The following is a 23942-nucleotide window of genomic DNA, read 5'->3' as shown; positions in this document are numbered from 1 at the left end:
AGGGAGTAACCTATCCAAGGAGGGCATTATGAAAACCGTTGAGATCTATACCACGCCGACCTGCCCCTTTTGCCATTCGGCCAAGGGCCTGCTGAACAGCAAAGGCGTCGCCTATACCGAAATCGATGTCAGCCGTGATCCGGCGCTGCGTACAGCCATGACCGAACGCGCCAACGGCGTTCGCACCGTGCCGCAGATCTTTGTCGGGGATACCCACGTCGGCGGTTCGTCGGAGTTGCACGCGCTGGACGCCCGCGGTGGCCTTGACCCGCTGCTGGCAGACTGATGTCCGACCGCACCGACGATCTTGCGATTACCCTGTTCGGTGAGCTCTTCATGGCGGATCAGCTGGCCCGTAACCGCATATCGAAGGTGCTGCCCAAGGGGATGGAGCTGTCGCATTTCGGCGTGCTCAACCATCTGGCCCGCTTGGGCGAAGAACGTACACCGGCCCAGTTGGCCAAGGCATTCCACGTCACGCGGGGGGCCATGACCAATACACTGGCCAAACTGGAATGGGCCGGACATATCCATATCCGCCCGGACTGGGACGATGCGCGGCGCAAGTTCGTCTGCATCTCTCCGGCCGGGCGGAATGCCCGCGATGCGGCTGTCAGTGCCATTGTTCCGATCATCGGTGACGTGGTGAATGCCCTGGGGGCCGAGCGGGTTCGGGCGGTGCTGCCCGTCTTGCGTGAAATGCGTTACCGGTTCGAACATGCCGAATGATCTGATCGTTACAGGGGCAACCGGCCGTCTGGCACGGCTGTTGCGTCCGCATTGGCCGGATGCAATCTGGCTGGGGCGGGGGCAGGCCTGGCCCGAAGGGCGGGGTGGCACGATCCTGAACCTTGCCGGCGTTACGGACCCCGCAGGACCGATGGAGGATAATGTGACCACCGCCGCTGCCGCAATTCTGGCGGGCGAACAGCGGGGCGCGCGTGTTTTCCTGATGTCCTCCGCAGCCGTTTACGGCGCAGCAGAGGGGGAGCGATCCGAAGAGGATACACCCGCACCCCTCAGTGCCTATGGAGAGGCCAAGCTGCGGATGGAGGCTTTGCCCGGCGCCGCTACAATTCTGCGGTTGGGCAATGTGGTGGGCGCCGATGCCCTGCTGGGGCGGGCCGGTTCGCATGTCACGCTGGATCCTGTTGCCGGAGGGGGCGGGCCGCGCCGGTCGTATATCGGCCCTGCCACATTGGCCCGCGTTCTGTCGGCCCTGTTTGCCACGGCCCATCTGCCGCGGATCCTGAATATTGCCGCACCGTCCCCGGTTGCGATGGACGCCTTGCTGGACGCCGCGGGCATCGACTGGTCCTTCGGCCCGCCACGTGCCAACACGATTGCGCATGTCGGACTGAATACGGACCGCCTGGCGCGCATCGTTGCGCTGCCGCCTGCCGATCCTGTCGCAATGGTTGCCGAATGGAGGGCAGCATGACTCCGGCCAAACGCCTGTTCGACATCCTGTTTGCCCTGTTTCTGGCGATACTTCTGGCGGTACCTTTTGCCATTCTGCTGGTCGTGCTGCTGATCGTCGAAGGACGTCCAGTTTTCTACGTGGCCGAGCGTATGAAGGGGGTGGATCAGCCTTTCGCCCTGTGGAAGCTGCGAACCATGCGGCCTGCGGGCCCGGATGAATCCGGCGTCTCGGGGGGGGACAAGGCGGATCGTGTGGGGCGGATAGGCCGTGTGCTGCGCAAGCTGCGTCTGGATGAGGTGCCGCAGCTGTGGAACGTGCTGCGCGGGGATATGAGCTTTGTCGGTCCGCGCCCGCCGCTGCGCCAATACGTGGAACGATGCCCTGACCTATATGCGCAGGTGCTGCGTAATCGTCCCGGTATCACCGGTCTCGCCTCGCTGCACATCCATAAATACGAAGAGCGGGTTCTGGCGGCCTGCACCACACCCGCCGAAACCGATGCCGCCTACATGCGCCGGTCGGTGCCCAAAAAGGCGCGTATGGATCTGATCTATCAGCGCCATCAAAGCCTGTGTTTCGACCTGTGTCTGCTGCGCGATACCCTGGCGCGGGTGGTCCTGCGCCGCAGCCGTTAAGGAATAGCGCGGATTTGTGCCTTCATAAGGGGTGCCAGCCTTGCTGTGATGGGTAAATCGCACTAGTTGTTTCAAGTAACAGGCAAATACGGCCGTATGGTTCGGAACAGGATAACATCATCGTGCCGTCTATACGGTCCAAGGTTTTCAGCATCGTCGATGCATTGTCACGGCCGCAGAAACAGGCTGTTTTCCTGACGCTTGATCTGGTGCTTGCACCCCTTGCGCTTGTCCTGACCTGTATCCTCGTCAGCAACTCCCTGTTCCCGGTTGCCCTCTGGCAGCAGGTCACACCTCTTTTGCCGGTTATCTCGGTGCTGGCAGGCGCGTTGTCTATGCTGTTGGGCATCCACCGCATCCAGCTCAAGGCCTTCGAGGCGAAGGCTATCATCAAGGTTGCCATTTCATCGGTTCTGCTGGGGCTGATGATGGCAGGGCTGATTGCGACCAGCGGCACCCTGCCCGGCGTGGGAGCGGTGCATTTCTCGTTGCTGTTCTTCCTGCTTTCCGTTGCGGCCCGTTTCGGGATGCTGCGGCTTCTGCAATGGATCCTCCGTCAGGGAAAACCACGTCATCAGGTGCTGATCTACGGGGCGGGCACGACCGGCGTGCAGCTTGCCGCAGCGCTGCGGACACATGACAGCATTACCCCGGTTGCCTTCGTGGATGATGATTCCAACATGCACGGGCTGACCATTTCCGGTCTGCGTGTATTGCGCCCGGATCAGATCACGCGGTCGGTGAACCAATGCAATATCAAGCGGGTGCTGCTGGCCATGCCATCAGCCTCCCATGCGCGGCAGGCCCAGATCGCCCGCATGCTGGAAAAGCGCGGCCTGAAGGTGATGACCGTTCCGTCCTTTGCCCAGCTGGTGGGGGAGGAAAAGCTGGTCGATCATCTGGCCCCCGTCATTCCGGGGCGGTTCCTGAACCGTACACAGATCGAATCCGTCCTTCCCGAAGGGGCGGAGGCCTACGTTGGCCGTGTGATCGTCGTGTCGGGTGCAGGCGGTTCTGTCGGGTCGGAATTGTGCCGCCAGCTTCTGGTGGCCCGCCCCAAACGCCTTGTCCTGTTCGAAGCCTCCGAGATCGCGCTTTACAATGTCGAGCGTGAGCTGCGCGAAATGGCCGAGGATACGGATGTGATCATCACCCCCGTGCTGGGATCGGTTACGGATGCACGCCTGTCGCGGATGGTGATGCAGGAACACAAGGCCGAGGTGGTTTTCCACGCTGCGGCCTACAAGCACGTTCCTTTGGTAGAAGCGAACCCGATTGCCGGCCTCGCCAATAACGTTCTGGGAACCCGGACCTTTGCCGATGCTGCGAATGAGGCGGGGGTTGCCCGGTTCATCCTGATTTCCACCGATAAGGCGGTTCGCCCCACCAACATCATGGGCGCCTCCAAGCGGCTTGCCGAGCTTGTGGTGCAGGATCTGGCCCAACGGTCGCGCGGAACCGTGTTTACCATGGTCCGGTTCGGCAATGTGCTTGGGTCTTCCGGTTCGGTCATCCCGCTGTTCCGCGACCAGATTTCGCGCGGGGGGCCTGTAACCCTGACGCATGAAGATGTGACGCGTTTCTTCATGACCATTTCCGAAGCCGCACGTCTTGTGATGCTGGCAGGTTCCTTTGCCGGTAATGATGCAGGCGGCGAGGTCTTCGTTCTGGATATGGGCAAACCCGTCAAGATCCGGAAGCTTGCGCAGCAGATGATCGAGGCGGCAGGATACCGGGTCCGCGATGCCGACACCCCCGATGGGGATATCGAGATCGTGGTGACAGGCCTGCGCCCTGGGGAAAAGCTGCACGAGGAGCTGCTGATCGGTGAGGGGCTGCTGACCACGCCGCACCCCAAGATCTTGCGTGCCCGCGAGGCCTGCCTGAGCGAGCTGGAAATGGCGACCGTTCTGCGCAGCCTGCGCGGCGCGGTTGCCGTGGGCGATGCCGAGGCTGCACGGGATGTGGTACATCGATGGGTGGAGGGGTATTCTGTGCCCAGCCATCAACAGGTACGGCTCAACGCGTAACGGCATATTGATCGGCTGTTGCAAAAACGGGCCTGCCTCCGTTAAGGCAGGATGAAACCTCAATAACAGGATGATGCGATGAAGCGGCCTTTGAGCAGGATTTTCTCGCTGGGGGCGTGCTCGCTTCTTGCCATTTCCACCGGTGGCGCAGCCATGGCAGAGGGGACTTGGACGGTGACGGCGGGGGTCAGCTCCAATCCCTACCTCGGCCAGCGCGAGATCCTCGGGTTTGGTGATACCGCAATGGGCAGCATTGCCTATGAGTGGCATAACCAGCGGCTCGGTTTCAATCTGGAGGCGTCGGACGAAAGCGATGGTGACGGGCTCCGCCTCGATCGCAGCTATCTCGAAACCTACCTTGGGGATTTCGCGATCGGCTTCGGTGCGCGGGAACGGCATTGGTCGCCCTCGAAATATTCATCGCTGATCCTGTCGGAAAATGCGCGGCCATTCCCCGCCGCCTACATAGAGAAACGTGAGTACAGCGCCTTCGACTCTCGCTTTCTGTCGTGGATCGGCCCGTGGAAGGGTGAGATCTTTCTGGGGCAGACCGACAGTGACGATAATCCCGACGGGACCAAGCTTTTCGGAATGCGCCTGCAGCTTCAACCGCTGGAAGGGTTCGAGATCGACCTTGTGCGTACGGCGCAATGGGGCGGTGAGGGGAATGACGAAAGCTTCGGCTCTTTCCTTGACATGATCGCAGGGCAGTCCAACTCCGAAACCGGGGATGATGCGAACCAGCTGGCCGGTCTGGGTCTGTCCTATACCCTGCCCGAGGATATCCTGCCGATACGCGTCTATGGCCAGGCCATCGGTGAGGATGAATCCGGCGGTCTGCCCTCTTGCTTTATGTATCTGGCCGGGGTCGAGGGGCATGGGCAGTCGTTCGGCGTCCCCACAACGGTAACGCTGGAGGGGGCCACCACCGAGATTGCCGATTCCACCAATGATTTCTGTGGTTCCGGTACGGCTTATAACAACGCCGGCTATAAGGGCGGCTACACCAATTACGGAACGGTCATGGGGATGCCCATGGATACCGACTCGCGGATGGTGCAGATGGTCGTGACCCATGATCTGAGCAGCTTCGCGCTGAACTACTCGGCCGGCTATTACATCATAAATGCCACGGACCGGACCGATCATCGGCTTGCCAGCGCGCGCACCGAGGGAAGCATCCTGCGTGTCGGGGCGACGCGGATGATCAGCGATATCGAAGTTGCGGGGGAAGTATCCTATCAGAGCTTTGATCTGGACAAGGCCGATATCGACAGCGGCTTTGGCGTCGGATTGCGCCTGAAGAAGTCATTCTGAGAAAAAGGGGGAAGGGCGTGAACCCTTCCCCCTTTTTCGGTCAATAGTCCCGTTCGTAATAGATGCCGATCCCGGTGCTGTCGTCACTGGTGCCGGTGGATCCGCGGACGGTCACACTGTTGGAGATGTCGTAGTTCAGGCTGATCGCGCTTTGACCTTCGCCATCAACCTCCACCTCGGTATAGGCCTTTTCGGAGATGTATTTCCCGGCCGTTACCGCAGCCGTGCCGTCATCGTTCGTCGTGACGTCCAGATCATCCAGTCCAAAATTCTTGCGCAATTTGCTGACAATGCCATCGCCGCCCTTTCCGGCAAGCGTGGCAACGGCATTGGCAAGCTGTGCCGCCTGCAGCGCCGAAATGGAGGACAGGTCACGGCCGAACAGCAGCTGTGCCAGAACCTCTTCCTGCGGCAGTTCGGGGTCGGAGGTGAAGGTGACCTCGGGATCATCGGCAGGGCCCGTGATGTTGACGTAGGTCGTGACATCACTGTTATCGCTTTGGGCGCTGACGTCCAGTTGCGGAATGAAATCCCCCTGCAGCGACATGGTGGCCTTTATCAGGTCCAGCCTGCGGCCCAGAATATCCAGACGCCCGCGGATCAGTTCGAAGGCACCGATCGGCACGATGTTCGATGTGGTGCCGGTCAGCCGCAGTTCACCGCCCAGTTCGGCATCCAGCCCCCGGCCGCGGATATTGATGCGGCTTGGGGCCGAAATGGTCAGATCCAGACGCAACCCGCCCGAACCGCTGCCGCTGCTGCTGGTGCTCGATCCGTCATCCAGCAGGTTGGCACGGGCCCGTGTGGCGCGGACGTTCGCCTGCTCTCCGACATGCGTCAGGCCGGGCAGGGTACCGGAGCTGCCGAGGCCGCCCGAAGGCACCTGCACATCGGTTTCCTGCAATACGATGCGCCCGGCAATCAGGCCGTTTCCGGTCAGCGGGCCGGTCAGGCGGATCGTGCCGCCTGTCGTGGTCCGGTAGAGGGATGGGTCGGCAAAGACCGCATTGGCAAGTGTGACGGTCAGATCGCTGTTGAACGGCGCTGCAAGTCCGACGGTCCCGTTGGCCGTAATCCGCCCGCCTTCACCCGGAGCGGCGCTTGCATTGATCCGGGCGCTTTGCCCGTTCAGGTTCACCGTGGCGTTGATCGCGTTCATCTCGATATTCGCGCTTGGATCGGTAAAGCGGGCGCCGGAAGTGCTGATCGCGCCACGAACGGAATCCAGTGCCAGCGGCCCGTTCACGTTCACGTCGAACCGCACAAGGCCGTCGACGTTGCTGGGGGTCAGGAACACATTGGCAAGGGCCGCCTGTGCCGACCCGTTGACCGCAAGATTGGCCTGATCGAAAGCCGAAGAGATCGTGCCGCTGGCGCGCGCGGAAATGCCGCCCGGTCCTTGGGCATTGATGTTCATGTCATAGGCATCGGGGCGCTGTGCCACGGTTCCGGAAACCGAAACGGCCCCGGGGAATTGCGGCAACAGGATGCCCAGATTTGCCAGCCGTGCCGTCAGGTTCAGCTGCTGCCCGTTATCGATCGGCGTGCCTGTGGCATCCAGCGTCACCTGCGGGTTTTCCACATTGGCGCGTTCGACGACCACGCGGCCGTCAACCAGTTGCACCTCGGCCGAAATGGTCGAATTGCCTCGCAGCAATTTGTCGGCATCGGCCTGTGCCACCGAGATATTCTGCGCCTGTCCGTCCACGGTGATGCGCCCGTTCTGCGGCGTCCCGCTGAACGTGGTGTCTGCCGAGACCGCGCCGCGATATCCACGACCCAACACGGACAGGTCGCTCAGGTTCAGCTTGGCCGTGACATCGCTGCCCTCTTCGGCCAAACGGCCCGAGGCCGTCAGGTTCAGGGCGCGGGCATTGATTTCGGCCTGCTTGATGGTGGCTGTTCCGTTATCGATCGTGGCATCCGTCCGGATCGTCGATTTACCTGCCAGCAGGCCATCCACTTCGGGGATGCCGGTACGGATATCGTTCCCGTGTGCAGTCAGGGTCACCTCGCCCGCGGTTGCGGTGCCCTTGAAGGTCATATCCGCCCTGGCTGAACCGCCATAGGCGCTGCCCAGAACGGCCAGATTGCTGGCATCCACATTGGCCCGCAGATCGCTGCCACTATTGGCGATCAATCCTTCGGCGGTGGCCGACAGATCACGAGCATTCACGGCGAATTCGCGGATACGGGTGCCCACGGTGTCGCGCAAGGCCGACAGCTTGATGGTGGATGTGCCCTGTAGCAGGTTGTCCGCCTCGGGAATGCCCGTTTTCAGATCCGTACCCTGCACATCGGCCACAACATCGAATCCGCCCTCCAGCACCGCATAGTTCCCCTTGATCGAGGCGCTTGCCGCCCCGCCCAACGGACGGGCTGCGATGGTGGCAAAGCGTGACAGGTTTTCCAGCTGTGCCTCCGCTTCGCCGGTGATGGTCATGCCGGTGCTCAGCCCTTCGATCACCGCGTTTGCGGTCAGGCCGTAATCGGCACCGTTGATCGTCAGGCTCGGGATCTGCAGGCCGTCGGTCCCGGTTTCCGAAACGATTTGCAGGTTGCCATTCACCTCCGACCCCAAGGCTTCATTCAGGCCGGCATCGGCCGCGTTCAGCTCCGTGGCGGCAAAGTCGAGGTTTGCGGTGATTTCTGACTGTTCCCCATCAACAATCTTGCCCGTCCCGTTCAGCACGAGGGTTTCGGCATCGAAATCATCACGGTCCAGATTGCTGACGCGCACCTCGCCCGTCCAGTCATCGGATTTTTCCGCGTCGAACTGCACGTCCAGATCGGCCGATCCGATCAAGGTCTGCTGATCCGTCGTCAGGGGGAGAAGCACCGGCGATCCGTCGGGGGCTGCGATCTTTCCTGTCAGATTCACGCGATCGGGCAGGCCGTCGGCCCCCACGGTCACGGCGCCGTTCAGCTGCAACTGCTGTGCCACCAGCGAAAGGACGGGGATTTCCAGAACGCCATCCGTGCCCTTGGATCCTTCGACCTGCAAGGACAGCGAGTTGCCGAAGAACTCGGCATAATCCGGCAGGAAAAGCGGCGCGGCATCACCCGACAGGTTCGCGGAAAAACCCAAGGAGCCATCGGTCGGCGCCTGAACGTTCACCTGCCCGGAAATGCGGGGCTGGTTATCCGTTTCCAGGGCGATCTGGGCGGTAAAATTATCGATCGGGCCGGTACCGTCCACACTCAGGTTCAGGGCGGGCGCGCCGGGCAGGCCCATCTTGCGGGTCACAAGGCCATTGGCGGCCTCGGACACCGTCAGCTTGGTCACCAGCTGGCGTGTCTCGTTCGCAAAACTGGCATTCAGGGCCAGATTCAGGGCGGGGCCATCATCGATGCGCTGTGCCTCCAGCGTGATGCCACCTTCGCCGTTGTTCAGAACCAGCACACCCTCCATGGAGGCGACGACAGGTTCGCCCAGCAGGGGCGCGCCCAGTTCCAGCCTGTCCGCAGAGATGCGGCCGATATTGATCGAAACGGGCAGGTCCGGCAGCTCGAACGGCCCCGAGGCCTCTGCCTCCGGGGCGGCGTCCAGACCTTCGGCGGGTTTGGGGCTGCGGGCAACGATGATTTCTCCCGCTGTCAGCTCCGACACCTCCAGCCGGCCACGCAGCAGGGCAGACCGGCTCCAGTCCAGCACCACGTCCCGCAGGGTCAGCCATGTCCCCTCGTCATCGGCGATGGTCAGCTCTTCCAGCGTGGCGCGGGAAGACAGCGCCCCCTTGAAGCCGACGATGTTCACATCACGACCGGGAGAGGACAGGTTATCCTCGATGATACCCTCCAGCCAGCCGCGATCTTCTTCGGCGGTGTCCTGGGCCATCGCGCCAAACGGCAGGATGGTCAGAATAAGAACTAAGAAAATCCGCATCAGAATGCCTGCCCTATGCCCACGTAAAGCTGGACGCCTTCGCCCGTATCCCCTGAAACGGGGTTTGCGATGTCCAGACGGATCGGGCCGATGCCCGTATCATAGCGCAGGCCGATCCCTGCGCCCGACTGTTCTTCCATATCGGTAAATCCGTTCACGCCGATCTGGCCCACGTCGAAAAATCCGACAAGGCCGATGCTTTTCGTGACCGACACCCGCGCCTCCAGTGACGCTGCAAGAAAGGTGGAGCCGCCGATCTTGTAGTCGTCGTTTCCATCGATCGGATAGACACCCAGCGACTGGTAGGGCTGGCCGCGAACCGTTCCGCCACCCCCGGAATAGAACAGGTATTCCCGTGGCGTATTCAGAAGATCCGCCCCGAAGACCTGACCGGCCTGTACGCGACCGGCAAAGGTAACCTTGCGCGGGGTGCCGAGAGTGTAATAGCCGCGCCCTTCCAGCGTGGCCTGCAGGCCGGAATCGGCATCCGCAAACCCCATGAAAGGCTCGGCCTGGGCCGTCAGCAGGAAGCCCTCGGTGGCGTCCAGCGCATTGTCGCGGGTGTCGAGGATCGCGCCGAAGGGCAACGCGATGGAGCGGTAGTCGTAATCGCCCAGATCATCCGACACGTCGGATTGGGCATAGGTCAGCCCGATATTGGCCGTCAGCTGGTCTGTCACGATCTGCGTGAAGCGCAGGCCCAGATCGAAGCCGTCCGAGACGTAATCCTCTTCGTCCAGATGCTCGATGCCGATGTTGATCGCGGCGGTGGTATCGGCCGTAATGGTGGCCGGACGCTCAAGCAGCGCACCAAGCGAGTAGTCCTTTCCGGAATCCGCCGCGCCGATGTTCTCGATTGCGCCGTCGATCCGCAGCCGCTCGCCGCCGCCAAAGAAGTTGCGGTGCATCCAGTAGCCCGACACTTCCGCCCCTTCGGAGCTGGAGATTTCCGCCCCCACCGAATAGCGGCGGGGCAGTTGCTCCACCACGGTGGTGCTGATCGGCAGCAGGTCGGGGGACATCACATCCCCCTCGACCATCGTGACCGAGGAAAAGATGCCGGTTCGGCGCAGACGGTTCGCGGCCGACTCCAGCTCGTCTGGGGAATAGGTCTCTCCCTCCGGCAGGCCCGCGATCTTCTCCACGCGGCGCGCGCTGATGGTTTTCTGGCCCTTGATCGTCATGGGACCGAAACGCAGGCGGGGGCCGGGATCCAGACGCACCTCGGCAGAGAGGGTATCCTTGCGGTGATCTGCCGTCAGTTTTTCCTGCGCAACGTCGGCCTTGGCATTGCCGTTGTCGCGCCAGCCTTCGATGCCGGCTTGCACCGCGTCGGAAATCAGGCCGCTTTCTGCCACTTCGCCCGCCTTGAAATTGTCGGGAAATTCGGTTCCCTCGACATAGGGGGTGACCGTGGCACGGGAAAAGCGGAATTCCGGGCCCGGATCGACCACGATGCGGATTTCACGAATGCTGTCGGGGTCGGGGGCATAGAGCGGCGGGATCGAGGCCGCCTCACGCCCGTCGATGGTGATGTTGATCACCGGAGAGTACCGACCGATCGCATACATCGCGCCCACCATGCGGCCATAGTCGGCCTGCGCCGCCCCGAACAGCTCGCTTGCGCGGTCCGGGTCCTCGGCCACTTCGGCCGTCAGCGAGGAATTGCGTAGTGTATCGGTCAGGTCCTCATCGTTGCCGATGACCTGGAACACGACGGCATCCAGCGCATGTGCCGCCGATACCTGTGCCGTGCCAATGACGGCTGCCACCCCGATTGCCTTTAAGCCTGCCACCTTCATCCTCGCATTCTGCTCGCGGCCGTTCTCCGGCCCGTTACCAAGGATCATTGCAGCTTGTTTCAAGGGGGGCAACGGTTCCAACACGGGATTGGCAAGCACTGGCCCGATCGTGATAGGACTGCGGCATTATGGGCACCGTGGCCCGCATGAAAAAAGGCGTTGCACATGTATATCGGACTTGATCTGGGCACCTCTGGCCTCAAGGGCATCCTGATCGACGACAGGCAACGGGTTCTGGCCGAGGCGACATCCCCCCTTGACGTACAGCGCCCGCATCCGGGCTGGTCGGAGCAGGATCCCGCCGATTGGATCGATGCCGCCAGAACGGTCATGGCGGTGTTGGGGGCCGCAGCCGATCTGGGGGCGGTGCGCGGGATCGGATTGTCCGGTCAGCAGCACGGCGCCACCGTGCTGGATAATGCCGATAACGTGCTGCGCCCTGCCATTCTGTGGAATGACACCCGCGGCCATATCGAGGCAGCCGCGATGGATGCGGATCCGATGTTCCGTGCGATCAGCGGCAATATCATGTTCCCTGGATTCACGGCGCCAAAGCTGGTCTGGATGGCACGTCACGAACCGGATCTGCATGCCAGAGTGGCCAAGGTCCTGCTGCCCAAGGATTACCTGCGCCTATGGCTGACCGGGGAGCATGTGGCCGAGATGTCGGATGCGGCAGGAACCGGCTGGCTGGATACCGGCGCACGAGACTGGTCGGACCGGTTGCTGGAGGCGACGGGGCTATCGCGCGGCCACATGCCGCGTCTGGTCGAAGGGTCCGACGTGTCGGGCATGCTGCGGGCGGAACTGGCTGCGGAATGGGGGCTGCCCCCAGATGTGGTAGTGGCGGGCGGTGGCGGCGACAATGCCGCTTCGGCCATCGGCGTGGGAGTGGTGAGGCCGGGGGCGGGGTTCGTATCGCTCGGGACCTCGGGGGTGCTGTTTGCTGCAACCGAAGGGTATCACCCTGCGCCTGCCACTGCGGTGCATACATTCTGCCACGCGCTACCCGGCGCATGGCACCAGATGGGGGTTATCCTTTCGGCCACGGACGCGCTGAACTGGTATGCGGGCATGGTCGGGCAATCGGCAGCCACCCTGACGCGGGATCTGGGTGCGCTTCGTGCGCCGGGAACCGCAAGTTTCCTTCCCTATCTGGGCGGAGAGCGCACGCCCGTGAACAGCGCCGCGATTCGCGGGGCCTTTGTCGGCCTGGGTCACGCAACGGACCGTGAGGCCGGAACGCGCGCAGTTCTGGAGGGGGTCACATTTGCCATCCGGGATTGCCGGGATGCGCTGGCCTCCACCGGTACAGGGCTGGAAACGCTGATTGCGGTGGGTGGCGGCTCCCGCTCTGACTACTGGCTTTCCATGATGGCCACAGCCTTGGGCGTGCCAGTGGATCGTCCCGCTGCGGGGGATTTCGGGGGTGCCTTCGGCGCGGCCCGTCTGGCCCTGATGGCGGCCACCGGCGCGGGGCCGGAAGTGTTGACCCTGCCGCCCATCGCACAACGGTTCGAGCCTGTCGCGGATCTGGCAGATGCCTTTGATGAAGGCCATTGCCGGTATTCGGCGGCACGGGAGGCGATTGCCGGTCTGGTCTGAGCGGAACCTTCGGCTGTGCTGCGGGATTGACCCGGCAGTACAGCCCGGAGGATTGTCATGACCGACCAGAAACCCGATTTCACCCAGGGAATTGATGCGAACGCCCTGACCGAAGGCGTGCCGCTGGCCGGTACGGTCGATGGGAAATCCGTGATCCTTGTTCGGAAGGATGGCGTCGTCCGGGCATTGTCGGGGGAATGCACACATCTGTCCGCACCCTTGGAAAACGGATTGGTGGCCGAAGGCGAAATCCGCTGTCCATGGCACCATGCGCGATTTGACCTGACCACGGGCGAGGCCGTCGGGGCCCCTGCGATTACCCCTCTGTCCTGCTATCCTGTCGAACAGGCAGATGGGCGCATTCGGGTTCTGCCAAAGCCGAACAAGGTGCCTGTGGTCAAGCCTGCCGGGGACGGGGATCGGATCGTGGTTATCGGGGGTGGTGCCGCAGGCCATGCATTGGCCGAGATGATGGGCCGCCATGGTCAGGGAGCGCGTGTCACGTTGCTGACCGCGGATGAGGCCCCTTATGACCGGACCATGTGCTCCAAACAGTATCTGGCAGGCAAGAAGCCGCGGGATGACTGCTTTTTGCCAGCTCCCAAAGGGGTGGATGTTCGTACGGGCGTAACGGTCAGCGCCATCGACCCCGTTGCCAAGGAGGTGACAACGGCGGCCGGTGACCGGATCGCCTATGGTCGACTAGTGCTGGCGACAGGCGCGCAGGCGACACAGCCCGATTTTGCCGGTGTCACGAATGTATATCTGCTGCGTGATCTGGCGGATGCCGATGCCCTTATTGCCGCTGCGAACGATAGCAAGACCGCTGTCGTTCTGGGGTCGGGGTTTATCGGATTGGAGGTGGCGGCGGCCCTTGTCGGCCAGGGTCTGCGTGTGGATGTGGTCACGCATGATCCGGTACCCCTTGCCAAGATCCTCGGCCCCGAGGCGGGCGGGTTCGTGCAAGGCCTGCATGAGCAAAACGGGGTGACATTTCATGTCGGGCGCAGCATCGCCCGCTACGATGAAAATAGCGTGGTGCTGGATGACGGGTTGGAAATCACGGCTGATCTGGTTGTGTCTGGTATCGGGGTGCGCCCGCGTGTCGATCTGGCATCACAGGCCGGTTTGGCACTCGGCCCTTCCGAGGATGGGGTCGCGGTGGATGCAATGCTGCGGACGTCCAATCCCGATATCCATGCAATCGGCGACATTGCCCGTTATCCTGATCCGCGTGGCGGCGAGGCGCTTCGGGTCGAACATTGGGTCCATGCACAGCGCCAAGGCCAGTATCTTGCCCGCTGCTTCATGGGGATGGAGCATGGGCCCTTTGCGGATACGCCGTTCTTCTGGTCGGGGCACTACGGAACCCAGCTGCGCTACGTCGGCCATGGATCCGCCGAACAGCGCACCATCGAAGGGGATGTGGATGGCGGAGAATTTGCAATCCACTACGAGGGGAATCGCGCTTTGCTGACATGCCAGCGCGACATTCCCTCGCTTCAGGCCGAGGCAGAGTGGGATGCCGAGGGGCGCAAGCTGGCGGTAACGTAGTTTACCGACAGATCCCGGGGGGAGAGGCTCCATGACCAGCCAATCGGATTGAAGACCATCCCCTTGCGATCCACAGGCCGGAGCCCTGCACCGCGCAGCAGGTCATAAAGCTCATCCGGGGTGATGAACTTGTTCCAGTCATGTGTGCCCTTGGGCAGCCAGCGCATGACCCATTCGGCCCCCACGATGGCCATTGCAAAGCTTTTGGCATTGCGGTTCAGGGTGGAACACAGCATCAAACCGCCCGGTTTCAGCAGATCATGGCATGCCGCCAGATAATCGCGCGGAGAGGCCACATGCTCCACAACCTCCATATTGAGGACGACATCGAATTCTTCGCCCTCTTCGGCCAGCGCCTCGGCTGTCGTGTGGCGGTAATCGATGGTCAGGCCCGATTGCTCGGCATGCAGCTGCGCCACAGGAATGTTGCGCGGGGCCGCATCGGCCCCGACGACCTCGGCCCCCAGCCGCGCCAGTGGCTCCGACAACAATCCGCCCCCGCAGCCGATATCCAGCACGCGAAGCCCCGCGAAGGGTGCGGTGGCCGACAGATCCCGATCAAACTCCATCGCGATCTGGCTGGTGATATAATCCAGCCGGCAGGGGTTCATCTGGTGCAGGGGTTTGAATTTGCCGTTCGGATCCCACCATTCTGCCGCCATCGCCTCAAATTTGGCCACTTCGGACGGATCGATGGTTGTTGTCATGGGGTGGCTCCTGCTTTTTTGGGCGACATGGCGCTCTTTCCGTCTATATAGGCCCAGATGGATCACAGGTCAGACCAAAAGCGAAATATCACTGCTCTTTATCCCCCGATCGAGCCATTCGACCAACGGATGCTGGATGTAGGGGATGGGCACAGTGTTTATATGGAGCAGTGCGGCCAGCAGGAGGGCGAGCCTGTTCTGGTGCTGCACGGCGGGCCGGGCGGCGGGTGTTCGCCCATGCTGCGGCGGTTCTTCGACCCCGAGCATTACCGCGCGGTATTGTTTGACCAGCGCGGCTGCGGACGTTCACGTCCACATGCGGAAATCGCGCAGAATACGACATGGGATCTGGTTGCCGATATAGAGCGTATCCGGATTGCCCTCGGGATCGACCAGTTTACCGTGTTCGGCGGAAGCTGGGGGTCCACGCTTGCGCTTGTCTATGCCATCACCCACCCTGACCGGGTGAAGGCGCTGGTGCTGCGGGGTGTTTTTCTGGGGACGAATGCCGAGCTGGACTGGTTCTATCGCGGCGGCGCTGCGCAGTTTTTTCCGGACGCATGGGCGCGCTTCATCGCGCTGATCCCCGAGGCCGAGCGTATTGATCCGATTGCCGCCTACAATCGCAGGCTGTTTTCCGGGGATACGGCGGACGAGATGCGTTTTGGTGGAATATGGTCATCATGGGAGCATGCCTTGGCCTCCGTCCATTCGGATGGATCACGGGTGACGGCCCCTCTCGACTATGCCCGGGCATTTGCCCGGCTGGAGAACCATTACTTCATGAACGGCTGTTTTTTGGAGAGTGATGGCTGGATTCTGGCCAACCGCCATGTGATCGAAGGCATCCCAACCCATATCGTGCAGGGACGTCAGGATATGATATGTCCGCCTGTTTCCGCCCATCGTCTGGCGGAAGGCTGGCCGCGCTCCGCGCTCCATCTAGTTCCGGCGGCGGGGCATGCGATCTCCGAGCCGGGGATCACGCAAAAGCTGCTGCTGATTATGGACGATCTGCGAAATGGGCAGAATTCTCGGCGCATCACAGCCGTGTGACGCTTGCAGCGCCAAAACACGCTCCTTATATAGCGTTGCGTAGCCGGGTAGGGCGGCCGCCCTGGTCGGTTTAATCTGGGATCGGGATCCAGGGGCCGTTTACGGGCCTGGAACCCATAAATCGCCGCGAATAGAGGTGCATTAATATGGCCAAAGTCATCGGGATCGACCTCGGGACGACAAACAGCTGCATCGCCATCATGGATGGTGCACAACCCCGAGTTATCGAAAACGCAGAAGGCGCGCGTACGACGCCGTCGATCGTAGGCTTCACCGAGAGTGAACGCCTTGTAGGGCAGCCCGCCAAACGTCAGGCTGTGACCAACCCTTCGAATACCGTATTTGCCGTAAAGCGCCTGATTGGCCGCCGGACGACAGATGCCGAAGTGACCAAGGACAAGAAGCTGGTTCCCTATTCCATCGTGGATGGCGGCAACGGTGATGCTTGGGTCGAGGTGCGCAACGACAAATACTCCCCCAGCCAGATTTCGGCATTCATCCTGCAGAAGATGAAGGAAACTGCCGAGGCCTATCTGGGTGAAAGCGTCACGCAGGCCGTCATTACGGTGCCGGCGTATTTCAACGACGCCCAACGTCAGGCGACCAAGGATGCTGGCAAGATCGCAGGCCTTGAGGTGCTGCGCATCATCAACGAGCCGACGGCTGCCGCACTGGCCTATGGCCTTGACAAGAAAGAAACGCGTACCATCGCGGTTTATGACCTTGGTGGCGGTACCTTCGACATCACCATCCTCGAGATCGACGATGGCCTGTTCGAAGTGAAATCGACCAACGGCGATACCTTCCTTGGCGGCGAAGATTTCGACATGCGCATCGTCAGCTATCTGGCCGACGAATTCAAGAAAGAGCATGGCGTTGATCTGACCAGCGACAAGATGGCGCTTCAGCGTCTGAAAGAAGCTGCGGAAAAGGCAAAGATCGAGCTTTCGTCCAGCCAGCAGACCGAAATCAACCAGCCGTTCATCTCGATGGGTTCGAACGGCCAGCCGCTGCATATGGTCATGAAGCTGACCCGTGCCAAGCTGGAAAGCCTGGTCAACGATCTGATCAAGAACTCGATCAAGCCGTGTCAGGCTGCGTTGAAGGATGCCGGTCTGTCGATCGGGGATATTGACGAGGTTGTTCTGGTCGGCGGTATGACCCGCATGCCCAAAGTGATCGAGGAAGTGACCAAGTTCTTCGGCAAGGAGCCGCACAAGGGCGTGAACCCTGATGAGGTTGTGGCATTGGGTGCTGCAATTCAGGCCGGTGTTCTGCAAGGCGACGTCAAGGACGTGGTTCTGCTGGACGTGACACCGCTGTCCCTCGGGATCGAAACGCTGGGTGGTGTGTTTACCCGCCTGATCGATCGTAACACGACGATCCCAACTAAAAAGAGCCAGGTTTTCTCGACTGCCGAAGACAACCAGAATGCCGTGACCATCCGCGTGTTCCAGGGTGAACGCGAAATGGCTGCCGACAACAAGATTCTGGGCCAGTTCAACCTTGAGGATATCCCGCCCGCACCACGCGGAATGCCGCAGATCGAGGTTACCTTCGACATCGACGCCAACGGCATCGTTTCGGTTTCGGCCAAGGACAAGGGGACGAACAAGTCGCAGAACATCACGATCCAGGCCTCGGGCGGTTTGTCCGATGACGAGATCGCGAACATGGTCAAGGATGCCGAGGCGAATGCCGAAGCGGACAAGACCCGTCGCGAACTGGTAGAAGTGAAGAACCAAGGCGAGAGCCTTCTGCACTCCACCAAGAAATCGATTGCCGAGCATGGCGACAAGGTGGATCCATCCACCGTCGAAGCCATCGAGCTTGCAATGGGGCCCTTGGAAGAGGCACTGGCAGGCGAGGATATCGGCAAGATCCGTGGTGGTATCCAGAACGTGACCGAAGCCTCGATGCGGTTGGGTGAAGCGATCTACAAGGCATCGCAAGCCGAAAGCGATGGCGCCGAAGACGGCCCGCGCGCAACTGACGACGACACGATCGTTGATGCCGATTTCGAAGATCTTGGCCAAGACGACAAGCGTAAATGATCCTTTAGGATCACAGATGGGGAGGCGGTCCGGGGACGGACCGCCTTACCCCATTCTATCGGGGACCCTGAATGGCGAAACGTGATTATTACGATGTGCTGGGGGCTGCCAAAGGCGCTTCGGCCGAAGAATTGAAAAAAGCCTATCGCGTCAAAGCGAAAGAGCTTCACCCGGACCGCAACTCTGACAACCCGAATGCCGAGGCCCAGTTCAAGGAAGTGAACGAGGCCTATGATGTTCTGAAAGATCCCGACAAGAAAGCTGCCTATGACCGTTACGGCCATGCAGCGTTCGAAGGCGGAATGGGCGGCGGTGGCCAGCGTGGTGGCGGCTATGGTCAGCATGCAGACTTCTCCTCGGCGTTTTCGGATGTATTCGAGGATTTGTTCGGCGGCTTTGGCGGTCGCGGCGGACAGCAGCGCAGCCGTGTGCAGCGCGGTTCCGATCTGCGGTACAACCTGACCATCTCGCTGGAAGAAGCCTTCAGCGGTGTGAACAAGACGATCAACGTGCCGTCTTCTCTGGCCTGTGACGCCTGTCATGGCACGGGGGCCGAGGGTGGCGCAGAGCCGACCACATGCCCGACCTGTGCGGGGATGGGTAAGGTCCGTGCCCAGCAGGGATTCTTTACGGTAGAGCGGAGCTGTCCGACCTGTAGCGGCCTTGGCCAGATTATCAAGGATCCGTGCAAGGTCTGTCATGGCGTTGGACGGGTCGAGAAAGACCGCGCATTGTCCGTGAATATCCCCAAGGGGGTAGAATCCGGCACACGTATCCGTCTGGCCGGTGAGGGTGAGGCGGGATTGCGCGGTGGACCATCGGGCGATCTTTATATCTTCATCGAGGTGACGGAGCATACGCTGTTCCAGCGGGACGGTGTGCATCTGTTCTGCCGTGTGCCGATCACGCTTGCCACTGCCGCTTTGGGCGGTGAGGTGGAGGTGCCGACCATCGACGGCGGGATGAGCCGTGTAAAGGTGCCCGCAGGTGCCCAGACCGGCAAGCAGATGCGTCTGCGTGGTAAGGGTATGCCTGCCCTGCGTGGGGCCGGGTTTGGGGATATGATGATCGAGATTGCGGTCGAAACACCGGTCAATCTGACATCACGCCAGAAAGAGATCCTGAGAGAGTTCGATGCCCTTTCGGTGGATAACAACCCCGAAGGCAAAAGCTTCTTTTCACAGGTGAAGCGATTCTGGGACGGAATGAAAAGCTGATACGAGGCCGCCTTCGGGCGGCCTTTTCTTTGCCGTATTAACCGTTTGGTAACGGTGATTTGGGCATCTGGCGAAATGACCACACCCGCATTCCACGAAGCCCCGCGTTTGTTCGACGATGATGAGGCGGTGCCCGTGCCAATGGCGGGCAAATTGCCGTCTTATATTGCTGATCACCGCAAACGTCTTCGTACCCGCTTCATGGAAGGGGGGGCGACGGCGATGCCGGATTACGAACTGCTGGAACTGGTGCTGTTCCGGTCCATCCCCCGGCAGGATGTCAAACCACTCGCGCGCGTGCTGCTGGAAACATTCGGTGACCTCAACCGTGTTGTCACAGCGCCCGCAGCGCGGCTGCTGATGGTCAAGGGTGTGGGGGAGGCAGTTGTGCAGGATCTGAAGATCCTTGAGGCTGTAGCGCAGCGTATGATGCGTGCGCGGGTCATGCACCGCCCGGTTCTGTCATCCTGGGATGCACTGCTGGATTATTGTCATACCGCGATGGCGCATCGGGAAACGGAACAGTTTCGTGTGCTGTATCTGGACCGGAAGAACGTGCTGATCGCAGACGAGGAACAGGCGCGGGGGACGGTCGATCATGTGCCGGTTTACCCGCGGGAGGTCATGAAACGCGCGTTGGAGCTGAATGCTTCGGCCGTGATACTGGTGCACAACCACCCGTCGGGCGATCCAACGCCCTCGCAATCGGATATCTCCATGACGGTGCAGGTACAGGATGCAGGGCAGGCCCTGGGTGTGACGCTGCATGACCATCTGATTATCGGCAAGGGGCAGGAACTTTCGTTCCGCGCGGCAGGGTATCTATGAAAACGGGGGCCTGTGGCCCCCGTGTGCATCAGGCCAGCCGGCCGTGGCAATGCTTGAATTTTTCCCCCGAACCGCATGGGCAGGGATCATTCCGCCCTACCTGTCCCCAGATGGAGGGATCAATGTCTTCGGTCGGGCCTTCTTCCTGTTCCACAGGCGCAGGCTGTTCCGGTGCGGGCTGGGTCGGTGCTTCGGTCTGAACCGCCACGCCGCGCTGCTGCATCATCTGCGCCAGCATGTTCTGACGCTCTTCCTCGGTCAGCGGGCGGATCTGGGCCAAACGCTGTGTCACATCCTGACGCAAAGAGCCGAGCATGGATTCAAACAGCGCAAATCCTTCGGTCTTGTATTCCGACAGCGGATCGCGTTGCGCATAGCCACGGAAACCGACAACCGAGCGAAGATGCTCCAGCGTCAGCAGATGGTCGCGCCATTTGCTGTCGATCGCCTGCAAAAGAACCTGCTTTTCGATGTTCCGCATCGTTTCGGGGCCGAATTGCTGAAGCTTTTCCTCCATCATCGCGTCGGAGGCGGCATAGACGCGATCCCGCAGGTCATTCTGATCGACGCCTTCTTCGGCCGCCCATTCGGCAACCGGCAGGTCGAGCGAAAGTTTTTCCAGCAGGGCTGCATGCAGACCGTCGGTATCCCAGCCGTCGGCATAGGATTTGGGCGGCATGAATTCGTCCACCAGATCCTCGATCACCTGATGCCGCATATCCTGCGCGATCTCGGACAGATCCTCGGCGGCCATGATTTCTGTACGCTGGCCGAAAATGGCCTTGCGCTGGTCGTTCATGACATCGTCAAATTTCAACAGGTTCTTGCGCATGTCGAAGTTACGCGCCTCGACCTTTGCCTGCGCTTTTTCAAGGCTGCGGTTGACCCAAGGGTGAACGATGGCCTCGCCTTCTTTCATACCCAGGGTGGATAGAACCTTGTCCAGACGTTCAGACCCGAAGATGCGCATCAGATCATCTTCCAGCGAAAGGAAGAATGCCGAACGGCCCGGATCCCCCTGACGGCCCGAGCGACCGCGCAGCTGGTTATCGATGCGGCGCGATTCATGGCGCTCGGTCGCCAGCACAAACAGACCCCCGGCAGCCAGAACCTTGGCCTTTTCCTCGGCATGGCCGGCTTCGACCTGTGCGCGGAGGGTGTCCGGATCCGCTTCGGGATCGGCGGCAAGTGCCTCCATCACCTTCATCTCCACGCTGCCGCCCAGCTGGATGTCGGTTCCGCGCCCTGCCATGTTGGTGGCGATCGTCACGGCACCCAGTTTACCGGCATCGGCAACGATCTGTGCCTCCTGCTCATGCTGGCGCGCGTTCAGGACGTTATGCGTGATGCCTTCCTGTGTCAGCAGGTCGGACAGCATTTCCGATTTCTCGATTGATGTGGTCCCCACCAGAATCGGTTGCTGCTTGGCATGGGCTTCCTTGATCGCAGCCACGACGCCCTGATATTTCTCGCGCGCGGTGCGGAAAACCTGGTCGTGTTCATCGGTCCGGTTGACGCCACGGTTGGTCGGCACCTCGACCACGCCCAGCTTGTAGATTTCCATGAATTCTTCGGCTTCGGTCACGGCGGTTCCGGTCATGCCCGACAGGCGGTCGTACAGGCGGAAGTAATTCTGGAAGGTCACACTGGCCAGCGTCACGTTCTCGGGCTGGATCTTGACGTTTTCCTTTGCCTCAATGGCCTGATGCAGGCCTTCGGACAGGCGGCGCCCCTTCATCATCCGACCGGTGAATTCATCGATCAGCATGACCTCGCCATCGCGAACGATATAGTTCTGGTCTTTCTGGTACAGCTTGTGCGCGCGCAATGCCTGTGTGACGTGGTGCACCAAGGTCGTGCTCTCGGGGTCATACAAGGACTGGTCGGGGGGCAGGTGGCCCATCCGGCGCAATTCCTGCTCCACGAACTCGTTGCCTTCTTCGGTGAAGGTGACGTTGCGCGTCTTTTCGTCCAGCTTGAAGTGTTCTTCGGTCACGCTGGGGATAAGCGCATCGATCGCGGTATAAAGCTCGGAACGGTCCTGCGAGGGGCCGGAGATGATCAACGGCGTCCGCGCCTCATCGATCAGGATGCTGTCCACCTCATCCACGATGGCGAAATTGTGACCGCGCTGCGCCATCTCCTCGATGGAGTTCTTCATGTTGTCACGAAGGTAATCGAAGCCCAGTTCGTTGTTCGTGGCATAGGTAATGTCGGCGCGATAGGCTTCACGCTTCTCCGGCTCGGGCTGGAACGGATAGACGACGCCGGTTGTCAGCCCCAGCTGGGCGTACACCTTGCTCATCCATCCGGCATCGCGTTTGGCCAGATAGTCGTTGACCGTCACCACGTGCACGCCTTTGCCGGTCAGGGCATTCAGATAGGCAGGGAAGGTCGCGACGAGAGTCTTGCCCTCGCCCGTTTTCATTTCGGCGATATTGCCCTGATGCAGGAAGATGCCGCCCGAGAGCTGGACATCATAGGCCCGCAACCCAAGGGCGCGGCGCGCCCCTTCGCGGCAGTTCGCAAAAGCTTCTGGAAGCAAATCGTCAAGGCTTTCACCACCTTGGGCGCGTTGCTGGAATTCGGCGGTTTTTGCCTTCAGGCCTTCATCGCTCAATGCCTGAAACTCGGGCTCCAGCGCATTGATCTTTGCAATCAACGGACGAACCGATTTTACAATACGATCATTGGGCGAGCCAAAAACCTTCCGTGCGAGCGTTCCAAAACCGAGCATATTCTCTCCGGATCGGCCCGAATAACGGAGGGCCTCGTGACAAGATCGTGTGAGCCTGCGGCCTTGCCCGTCCAATCCGCCTTGCTACATATAACGGCGGAAAGCCTCGGCGGTCCCGCGCTCGCGACGCTTTGCGATGTAAGGTGTGGTGGGTTACAAGTCAACGTCGCGCGACTCTGTGCGGCCTAATCGGAGAAGACCATGCTGATGAAAAACATGCTGACGGCGACTGCGGTGGCCCTTGTGCTGGCCACGCCCGGCTTTGCCCAAGACACCGCGGCAGACCCCGCACCGGCAGCAGCCAGCACCGACGCCACCGCCGATACGGTTGTGGCAACGGTCAATGGCAAGGATATCACGCTTGGCCAGATGCTGGTCCTACGCCAGCGTTTGCCCGCGCAATACCAGAGCCTCCCCGACGAGGCCCTGTTCAAAGGGGTAATGGAGCAGCTGATCCAGCAGCAGGCTCTGGCTGATTCCGTTGAAGGCGACATGACCGCCAAAGACGAGATCGCCATGGAGATCGAACGCCAGTCCTACCTCGCCTCCAAGGCGCTGGAGGCTGTTGCCGCCTCTGCCGTGACCGACGAATCGCTGCAGGCGGCCTATGACGCCCGTTATGCGAATGCCGAGCCGACGACCGAATACAATGCCTCGCATATTCTGGTAGCCACCGAGGATGAAGCGAAGGCCGTGAAGGCCGAGCTGGATGGCGGCGCGGATTTCGCCGATGTGGCCAAGGAAAAATCGACCGATGGCGCGGCGCAGAACGGCGGCGAGCTTGGCTGGTTCGGTGAAGGCATGATGGTTGAGCCCTTCCAGCAAGCTGTTTCGAGCATGGAAGTGGGCGATATCTCCGAGCCGGTGCAAACCCAGTTCGGCTGGCACATCATCAAGCTGAACGAAACGCGTGAGGCTGCGAAGCCGACGTTGGATGATGTGCGTGACGATCTGACCTCGGAACTGCAGGAACAGGCGGTTACGGACCACTTGGCAGCCATGACCGAAAGCGCCGATATCACGCGCCCCGGTGAAGGGCTTGACCCGGCACTGCTTCGGGATGATTCTCTGATCGACAACTGATCAAGGAA

17 protein-coding genes are annotated in these 23942 nt (G+C 61.1%); 13 read left to right on the top strand and 4 right to left on the bottom strand.

From position 1 onward, the window contains the following. Positions 1-28: 28 nt before the first annotated feature. From grxC to TR36_RS00375, 6 genes are all read left to right on the top strand, one after another. Complete coding sequence (grxC, locus tag TR36_RS00400; protein ID WP_045393389.1) at positions 29-286, top strand: glutaredoxin 3; 258 nt, start codon at positions 29-31, stop codon at positions 284-286. After that, positions 286-729, top strand: a complete 444-nt coding sequence (locus tag TR36_RS00395) for a MarR family winged helix-turn-helix transcriptional regulator (RefSeq protein ID WP_045393386.1) — start codon at positions 286-288, stop codon at positions 727-729. The genes grxC and TR36_RS00395 overlap by 1 nt, the downstream gene beginning before the upstream one ends. Next, complete coding sequence (locus TR36_RS00390) at positions 719-1441, top strand: NAD(P)-dependent oxidoreductase (RefSeq protein WP_045393383.1); 723 nt, start codon at positions 719-721, stop codon at positions 1439-1441. Before TR36_RS00395 ends, TR36_RS00390 begins: the two co-directional genes overlap by 11 nt. After that, positions 1438-2058 (top strand): sugar transferase, encoded by a 621-nt coding sequence (locus tag TR36_RS00385; RefSeq protein ID WP_045393496.1) that lies wholly within the window; start codon positions 1438-1440, stop codon positions 2056-2058. The genes TR36_RS00390 and TR36_RS00385 overlap by 4 nt, the downstream gene beginning before the upstream one ends. Positions 2059-2189: 131 nt before the next feature. Then, a complete protein-coding gene (locus TR36_RS00380; RefSeq protein ID WP_045393493.1) occupies positions 2190-4088 on the top strand; it encodes a nucleoside-diphosphate sugar epimerase/dehydratase in 1899 nt (632 codons plus the stop codon). A gap of 78 nt (positions 4089-4166) precedes the next feature. Beyond that, positions 4167-5405: a capsule assembly Wzi family protein gene (locus tag TR36_RS00375; RefSeq protein WP_045393380.1), complete on the top strand. Its 1239-nt coding sequence runs from the start codon at positions 4167-4169 to the stop codon at positions 5403-5405. Positions 5406-5445: 40 nt separating this feature from the next. Here TR36_RS00375 and TR36_RS00370 read toward each other — a convergent pair whose 3' ends face one another. After that, positions 5446-9291: a translocation/assembly module TamB domain-containing protein gene (locus TR36_RS00370; protein ID WP_045393377.1), complete on the bottom strand. Its 3846-nt coding sequence runs from the start codon at positions 9289-9291 to the stop codon at positions 5446-5448. Then, complete coding sequence (locus TR36_RS00365) at positions 9291-11141, bottom strand: autotransporter assembly complex family protein (RefSeq protein WP_153010452.1); 1851 nt, start codon at positions 11139-11141, stop codon at positions 9291-9293. Before TR36_RS00365 ends, TR36_RS00370 begins: the two co-directional genes overlap by 1 nt. Positions 11142-11258: 117 nt before the next feature. On the opposite strand from TR36_RS00365, the gene xylB reads away from it, so the two are divergent. Together xylB and TR36_RS00355 are read left to right on the top strand one after the other, a co-directional pair. Beyond that, on the top strand, positions 11259-12698 hold the full coding sequence (xylB, locus tag TR36_RS00360; RefSeq protein ID WP_045393371.1) for a xylulokinase: 1440 nt from the start codon (positions 11259-11261) through the stop codon (positions 12696-12698). 57 nt (positions 12699-12755) lie between these two features. Next, on the top strand, positions 12756-14252 hold the full coding sequence (locus TR36_RS00355) for an FAD-dependent oxidoreductase (protein WP_045393368.1): 1497 nt from the start codon (positions 12756-12758) through the stop codon (positions 14250-14252). Here TR36_RS00355 and ubiG read toward each other — a convergent pair. Then, positions 14201-14959, bottom strand: coding sequence for a bifunctional 2-polyprenyl-6-hydroxyphenol methylase/3-demethylubiquinol 3-O-methyltransferase UbiG (gene ubiG / locus TR36_RS00350; protein ID WP_062762053.1), 759 nt, complete (start codon positions 14957-14959; stop codon positions 14201-14203). The genes TR36_RS00355 and ubiG overlap by 52 nt on opposite strands. A 57-nt stretch (positions 14960-15016) precedes the next feature. Between ubiG and pip the strand changes: the two genes are divergently transcribed. From pip to radC, 4 genes are all read left to right on the top strand, one after another. Then, positions 15017-16015 (top strand): prolyl aminopeptidase, encoded by a 999-nt coding sequence (gene pip, locus TR36_RS00345; protein WP_045393362.1) that lies wholly within the window; start codon positions 15017-15019, stop codon positions 16013-16015. Positions 16016-16161: 146 nt separating this feature from the next. Then, complete coding sequence (gene dnaK / locus TR36_RS00340; protein ID WP_045393359.1) at positions 16162-18069, top strand: molecular chaperone DnaK; 1908 nt, start codon at positions 16162-16164, stop codon at positions 18067-18069. Positions 18070-18140: 71 nt separating this feature from the next. Beyond that, entirely contained in the window at positions 18141-19286 is a 1146-nt protein-coding gene (gene dnaJ, locus TR36_RS00335) for a molecular chaperone DnaJ (protein WP_045393356.1), read from the top strand. A gap of 75 nt (positions 19287-19361) precedes the next feature. Continuing rightward, a complete protein-coding gene (gene radC / locus TR36_RS00330) occupies positions 19362-20114 on the top strand; it encodes a DNA repair protein RadC (RefSeq protein ID WP_062762050.1) in 753 nt (250 codons plus the stop codon). A gap of 28 nt (positions 20115-20142) precedes the next feature. Here the strand turns inward: radC and secA are convergent, their stop codons facing one another. Beyond that, on the bottom strand, positions 20143-22851 hold the full coding sequence (gene secA / locus TR36_RS00325; RefSeq protein WP_062762047.1) for a preprotein translocase subunit SecA: 2709 nt from the start codon (positions 22849-22851) through the stop codon (positions 20143-20145). Positions 22852-23052: 201 nt separating this feature from the next. On the opposite strand from secA, the gene TR36_RS00320 reads away from it, so the two are divergent. After that, complete coding sequence (locus TR36_RS00320; protein ID WP_237763487.1) at positions 23053-23934, top strand: peptidylprolyl isomerase; 882 nt, start codon at positions 23053-23055, stop codon at positions 23932-23934. Positions 23935-23942 lie beyond the last annotated feature (8 nt).

The organism is Falsirhodobacter sp. alg1, assembly GCF_000739715.2.
GTDB lineage: Bacteria > Pseudomonadota > Alphaproteobacteria > Rhodobacterales > Rhodobacteraceae > Falsirhodobacter.
The sequence above is the reverse complement of the archived record's forward strand: the minus strand, read 5'-3'. Positions and strand labels throughout refer to the sequence as shown.